Raw genomic sequence first — 6,021 nt, 5'->3', positions numbered from 1 at the left:
TGCGCATCGCCACGAGCGCGGCGGCGGCCACGACCAGGACTCCCGCGCCCCCAGCGACGACCGGGAGCACCGGGAAGGACGAGCCGGAAGAGGTATCGGTTGCACTGTTTGCGGACACTTTGCGGCCGGAATCCGCCTCTTGGGCGGCGCTCGCCGCAGGCGCCGGCGCCTTGCCCAGGTCCGGCAGCGGCGGCAGCTTCGCCTTCGTGTCGAGGGGGACGGCGAGGGAGACGGGGTCCATCTGCGCGCCCTCCTGGTACATGCCGGCGAAGGCCTTCGCGCCGTCGGCGGTGAGTTCGGCGGGGGCCTCGGTGACGGTGGCGAGGCCGTCCTTCTCCTGGAGGCCGGCGGCATCGAAGGTGACGAGAGGAACGTTTTTCTGCGGGTCTCCGCCGCCGCTGCTCACGTCGGCGGCGAGCGTCCCCTTGCCGTCCTTCGCCGTCACCTTGACCGCGCTCAGGGCGAGGTCAAGGTGCTTGCCCGTGAAGTGGACCGTGCCGGTGAAGGCGGCGTCGAGCGTGTGCGCCTCCGCGTCGTACGTGCCCTTGCCGCCGGGGAAGCGGAAGAGCGCTCCGCCGTCCTGGGCGCCGTCGCTCAGCTTCCAGGAGCCCTGGGCGATGGACCCGGTGACGTATTCGCGGAAGGTGCGGCGTACGCCCCAGTCGACGGCCGCGCCGGTGAACTCGCCCTTGGGGGCGTCCTTCTTCTCCGGCTCCGGCGAAGGCGGCGCGGCGGAGGACGGCGCTCCGTTCGCCGCGGCCAGGACGTCCGCCGACAGCGCGACCGGATCCAGCGCGGTGCCTGCCGCGTAGTAGCCCGCGAAGGCCTTCGCACCCTCGGAGGTGAGCGTCGCGGGGACGTTGGCCAGCGTGACGGCCGTCGTCGCTCCGCGCATGTTCACGCCCTTCAGGTCGAGCGCGGCGAGCGGCACCTGCGACGCCTGCGTGACCTCGCCCGTGCCCTTGGCCTTGCTGGTCATGTCGGCGTAGAGCGTGCCGCCGCCGTCCTTGATGCGGACGGTGGGGCGGGCGATGGTGAGGTCGAGTTCGTAGGAGCCGTCGGGCTTCTTGTGGCCCGTGAAGTGCACGCCGCCCGAGAAGCCGGCTTCGAAGGCCCCGCTCCCCGCGTCGTAGCCGCCCTTGGCGGAGTGGAAGCGGAACCGGCTGCCGCCGACGGTGGCGGCGCCGCCCTGCAGATCCCAGCGGCCCTGGGCGATGGGGCCGGTGACGTAGTTCTGGAAGGAGGACTTGACACTCCAGTCCAGGCGGCCGCCGGAGACCGTCCGCGCCGCGCCGTCCGCGTGCGCGACCCCGCCCGGCACCGGGCCCGGCACCCACCCCGTCACCGCCGCCGTGAGCACTGCCGTGAGCACCGCCGTCAGCAGGGTGGCGACGGGTGCGCGGGCAGGTCTGGACGGCGGAAGCATCGGAATGCCCCTTTCGGGCGGGATGGCAGGCATCACCCTATGGCAACTTAGGTAAGGCTAACCTAAGCTACATCCCGTCAGGTCGGAAACCCCCGGCCGGAGCGAAAGGCAGAAAGAACCGTGCTTCAACGGCAGTCGGCGGGCTTCGCGATATCTACCCCACGCCGCAAAGGCATATGCGCCGCACTGCTCACTTGGCTCACTTTGGCCGTCCTGGCCCTCACCGGCTGCGGCCCATCAGGCAGTTCGAGCAGCTCAGGGACGTCCTCGGCAGCGACCAAGGCGCCGGCCGCCGACCGTATCGAGCCACTCTCCGGCACGCCGAAGGCCCAACTGCCCGCCACCGTACGGTCCGCGGACGGCCATGACGTCACCGTCCGCAGCACGGACCGGATCGTTCCGCTCACCGGAGCGCTGTCCGAGATCGTCTTCAGCCTCGGCCTCGGCGAGCGGGTCGTCGCCCGCGACATCACCGCCACCTTCGAGCAGGCGGCGAAGCTGCCCGTGGTGACCCGCGCCCACGACGTCTCCGCGGAGAGCGTGCTCTCGCTGAAGCCCACGCTCGTCCTGGCGGAGACCACGACCGGCCCCGCGGAGGCCGTCGGCCAGATCCGCGCCGTCGGGGTCCCCCTCGTCGTCCTCGACCCGGCCAAGAAGCTCGAAGACGTCGGCCCGCGCATCGGCAAGGTGGCCGCCGCCCTCGGCGTCCCCGCCGCCGGGGACGAGCTCGGCCGCCGTACGCAGCAGCGGCTGAAGAAGGCCGCCGCGGCCATCCCCCGGGGCGGCGGCAGCGGCAGGAAACCGCGCGTCGCCTTCCTCTACCTGCGCGGCTCGGCCTCCGTCTACCTCCTCGGCGGGGCCGGGTCCGGCGCGGACTCGCTCATCGAGGCCGCGGGCGGCGTGGACGCGGGCAAGGAGTCCGGCCTGAAGAAGGACTTCACGCCCATCACGAGCGAGGCGCTCGCCAAGGCCGCGCCCGACGTCATCCTCGTGATGAGCAAGGGGCTCGCGTCCGTCGGCGGCGTGGACGGGCTGGTGAAGATCCCCGGCGTCGGGCAGACCCCGGCCGGGCTGGACCGCCGCGTCGCCTCCGTGGACGACGGCGTGCTGCTGAACTTCGGCCCCCGCACCGACACCGTCCTGGCCTCGCTCATCGAGCAGATCCACGCCGGGAAGTGACGCGACGTGAGTCTCCTCAGAACCACGGGCCCCTCCACCACGGCCCCCTCCACCACGGCCCCCTCCCCCGTGACCGCCGGCGCCACCGGTGAGCCCGGTGGCGGGCAGCAGCCGCGCCGCCGCACCACCGCCCTCCTCGCCGCCGGCATGGCCGCGGCCCTGCTCCTCGCGTGCCTGCTCTCCGCCGGGCTCGGCGCGTACGACATCCCGCTCGGCGACGTGGTGGGCTCCCTGCTGCACCGGGCCGGGCTCGGCGGGGCGGAGCTGGACCGCGTCCCCGAGAGCGTGCTGTGGAACGTACGGCTGCCGCGCGTGGCCCTGGCCCTGCTCGTCGGGGCGTCGCTGGGGTGCGCGGGGGCGCTGATGCAGGGCGTGTTCGGCAATCCGCTCGCCGAACCCGGCGTCATCGGCATCTCGATCGGCTCGGCGGTCGGCGCGGTCGCCGCGATCTCCCTGGGGCTGACCTTCCTCGGCAACTGGACGGTCACCGCCTGCGCGTTCGCGGCCGGGCTCGTGACCGTCCTGCTCGTCTACGCCCTCTCGCGCTCGGGCGGCCGTACGGAGGTGGTCACGCTCATCCTCACCGGCATCGCGGTGAACGCGTTCGGCGGGGCGCTCGTCGGCCTCGGCATCTTCGTCGCCGACAACGCCCAGGTCAGCCAGATCACCTTCTGGCAGCTCGGCTCGCTCGCGCAGGCGACCTGGCCGAAGGTGCTCGCCGTCCTGCCGTGCGCCCTGGCCGGCCTGGCCGTCGCGCCGCTGTACGGGCGGAAGCTGGACCTCCTGGCGCTCGGCGAACGGCCCGCGCGCCACCTGGGCGTGGACGTCGAGCGGCTGCGCACGGTGCTGGTGCTGGTGGTCGCGCTGCTGACGGCCGCGGCGGTGGCCGTGGCGGGGGTCATCACGTTCGTGGGCCTGCTGGTGCCGCACCTGCTGCGGATGGCCGCGGGCCCCGGTCACCGGTTCCTGGTGCCGGGCAGTGCGCTGGGCGGGGCGCTGGTCCTGGTCGCGGCGGACCTCGCGGCCCGTACGGCGGCCCAGCCGGCGGAACTGCCCCTGGGCGTCCTGACGGCCCTCTTCGGCAGCCCGTTCTTCTTCTGGCTGCTGCGAAGGACCCGCCGGAAGCAGGGAGGCTGGGCGTGAGGTGGGCAGGTATCCGGCCGGGGGTCCGGGGGTTGCCCCCGGGAAGACACAGCTGGTTGCTGCGAAGGACCCGCCGGAAGCAGGGAGGCTGGGCGTGATCAGGAAGTTCCTCCGCAACCGCGGGCGGAAGCGCCGTCTCCCCCTCCCCTCCCCCGCCGGGACCGTCCGCGCCGAGGCCCGTGCCCTGCACGTGCGTCTCGCCGGCCGCACCGTCCTCGACGGCGTGGACATCCGGGTCGCGGCCGGCGAAGTCCTCGCGCTCGTCGGCCCCAACGGCGCGGGCAAGTCCACGCTCCTGGCCGCGCTCGCCCACGACCTGCCGGCCGGGTCCGGCGAGGTCCGCATCGACGGCGAGCCCGCCGCCGCCTGGACGGCCGCCGAACTCGCCGTGCGCCGTGCCGTGCTGCCGCAGTCGGCGGAGCTGTCGTTCCCGTTCCCGGTCGAGGAGGTCGTCCGGATGGGGCGCGCGCCGTGGGCCGGGACCCCCGCCGAGGACGAGGACGACGAGGCCGTCCGGGCCGCCATGGCCGCCGCCGAGGTGACCGGATTCGCCGCCCGCCCGTTCGCGGCGCTCTCCGGCGGCGAGCGGGCGCGGGTCGCCCTGGCGCGCGTGCTCGCGCAGCGCACCCCGCTCCTGCTGCTCGACGAGCCGACCGCCGCGCTGGACCTGCGCCACCAGGAACTGGTGCTGCGGATCTGCCGGGAGCGGGCCGCGGCCGGGGCCGCGGTGGTCGTCGTCCTGCACGACCTGGGGCTCGCGGGCGCGTACGCGGACCGGGTGGCGGTCCTGCACGGGGGGCGGATCGCGGCGGAGGGACCGCCGGGGCGCGTCTTCGAAACGGAATTGCTCAGTCGTGTGTATTCGCAGCCGGTCGAGGTTATCGATCATCCGCGTACCGGTGAGCCATTGGTGATCCCGAGGCGCGAGATACGAGATTTTGCCTCGTGAGAGCAGAATCACGCACCCGTCCGGGAACAGGGTAGGCAAGCCTCGGATAAGTTAGGGCAGCCTTATCCGGCCAGCCGGTTTTCAGCCATGCCGTTTACGGCGTGAACGTCCTTTCCGTCCTCCCCGAGCACGCCTGGAGCCCCTATGCGCGCCCTCCGCTCCTCCGTCGCCGCCGTCGCCGCGGCCGCGGCCCTGACCGCCGTGGCCGGCTGTGCCGAGAAGTCGGACGGCAAGGGATCCGACGCGATCAACGTGACCGCCTCCGACGACAAGTGCGAGGTTTCGAAGACCTCTTTCCCGTCCGGTCACATAAAGATCAACATTGAGAACACGGGCTCCAAGGTCACCGAGGTGTACGTGTACGCCGCGGGCGACCGGATCGTGACGGAGCGGGAGAACATAGGCCCGAGGACCAAGGCCGAGATCACCGCGACGATCAAGAAGCCGGGCGATTACGAAATCGCCTGCAAGCCCGGCATGAAGGGCGACGGCATCCGCCAGAAGGTCACCGTCACCGGCGGCGGAAAGGCGGAGAAGGCGAACCCGGAGCTGGACAAGGCGGTCGCCGAGTACCGCAAGTACGTCCAGCAGCAGGCCGACGAGACGATCCCGGCCGCGCAGAAGTTCGCCGACGCGGTCAAGGGCGGCGACGTCGACGGGGCCAAGAAGCTCTACGCGGTCTCCCGCATCGGCTGGGAGCGCACCGAGCCGGTCGCGGAGTCCTTCGGCGACATCGACCCGAAGGTCGACGTCCGCGAGGACGGCCTGGAGAAGGACCAGAAGTGGACCGGCTGGCACAAGCTGGAGAAGTCGCTCTGGGACGAGAAGAAGATCGACGAGGACGACAAGAAGCTGGCCGACCAGCTGATGACGGACCTCAAGGGCTGGCAGAAGGTCGTCGGCACCGCCGAGATCACCCCGACCAGCATGGCCAACGGCGCCAAGGAGCTCCTCGACGAGGTCGCGACCGGCAAGGTCACCGGCGAGGAGGAGCGCTACAGCCACACCGACCTCGTCGACTTCCAGGCCAACGTCGAGGGCGCCGAGAAGTCCTACGAGCTGCTCAAGTCCGTCGCCGCCAAGAGCGACGCCGCGCTCGTCAAGGAGCTCGACAAGCAGTTCGGCGACCTGAAGAAGCTGCTCGGCGAGTACCGCGACGGCGACACCTTCAAGGCGTACGACGGCGTCGGCAAGGAGGACCGCAAGAAGCTGTCCGACGCCGTGAACGCCCTCGCGGAGCCCCTGTCCAAGCTCGCCGGCGCCGTCGCGAAGTAACGGGGGACCGTCATGACCGACGCGAAGAAGACGGGCGAGCCGCAGCCGC

5 protein-coding genes are annotated in these 6,021 nt (G+C 72.2%); 4 read left to right on the top strand and 1 reads right to left on the bottom strand.

What is annotated here, in order from left to right; all coding sequences use genetic code 11:
* On the bottom strand, positions 1-1,426 hold a 1,426-nt coding region (locus V7793_RS31830; protein ID WP_336013138.1), incomplete at its 3' end, for an HtaA domain-containing protein.
* A 120-nt stretch (positions 1,427-1,546) separates the two neighbouring features.
* Here V7793_RS31830 and V7793_RS31825 point away from each other — a divergent pair.
* The 4 genes from V7793_RS31825 to efeO all read left to right on the top strand — a co-directional run bounded on the left by V7793_RS31825 (position 1,547) and on the right by efeO (position 5,972).
* Complete coding sequence (locus tag V7793_RS31825) at positions 1,547-2,605, top strand: heme/hemin ABC transporter substrate-binding protein (protein WP_443058035.1); 1,059 nt, start codon at positions 1,547-1,549, stop codon at positions 2,603-2,605.
* A gap of 69 nt (positions 2,606-2,674) precedes the next feature.
* The gene (locus V7793_RS31820) at positions 2,675-3,748 is read left to right on the top strand and encodes a FecCD family ABC transporter permease (protein WP_336013143.1); all 1,074 of its coding nucleotides are present in this window, start codon (positions 2,675-2,677) and stop codon (positions 3,746-3,748) included.
* A gap of 94 nt (positions 3,749-3,842) precedes the next feature.
* Positions 3,843-4,697, top strand: a complete 855-nt coding sequence (locus V7793_RS31815; protein ID WP_443058034.1) for a heme ABC transporter ATP-binding protein — start codon at positions 3,843-3,845, stop codon at positions 4,695-4,697.
* Between the two features lie 144 nt (positions 4,698-4,841).
* Positions 4,842-5,972, top strand: coding sequence for an iron uptake system protein EfeO (efeO, locus tag V7793_RS31810; RefSeq protein WP_336013136.1), 1,131 nt, complete (start codon positions 4,842-4,844; stop codon positions 5,970-5,972).
* Positions 5,973-6,021 lie beyond the last annotated feature (49 nt).

It is taken from the genome of Streptomyces sp. KLMMK, from assembly GCF_036961605.1.
Taxonomy (GTDB): Bacteria; Actinomycetota; Actinomycetes; order Streptomycetales; family Streptomycetaceae; genus Streptomyces; species Streptomyces telluris.
Note: the sequence above shows the minus strand (reverse complement) of the source record. Positions and strands in the feature narration are given on the sequence as shown.

Bases quoted from the DNA above. Each gene is read 5' to 3' on its own strand.
- efeO (WP_336013136.1), top strand. From the start codon at position 4,842: ATGCGCGCCCTCCGCTCCTCCGTCGCCGCCGTCGCCGCGGCCGCGGCC.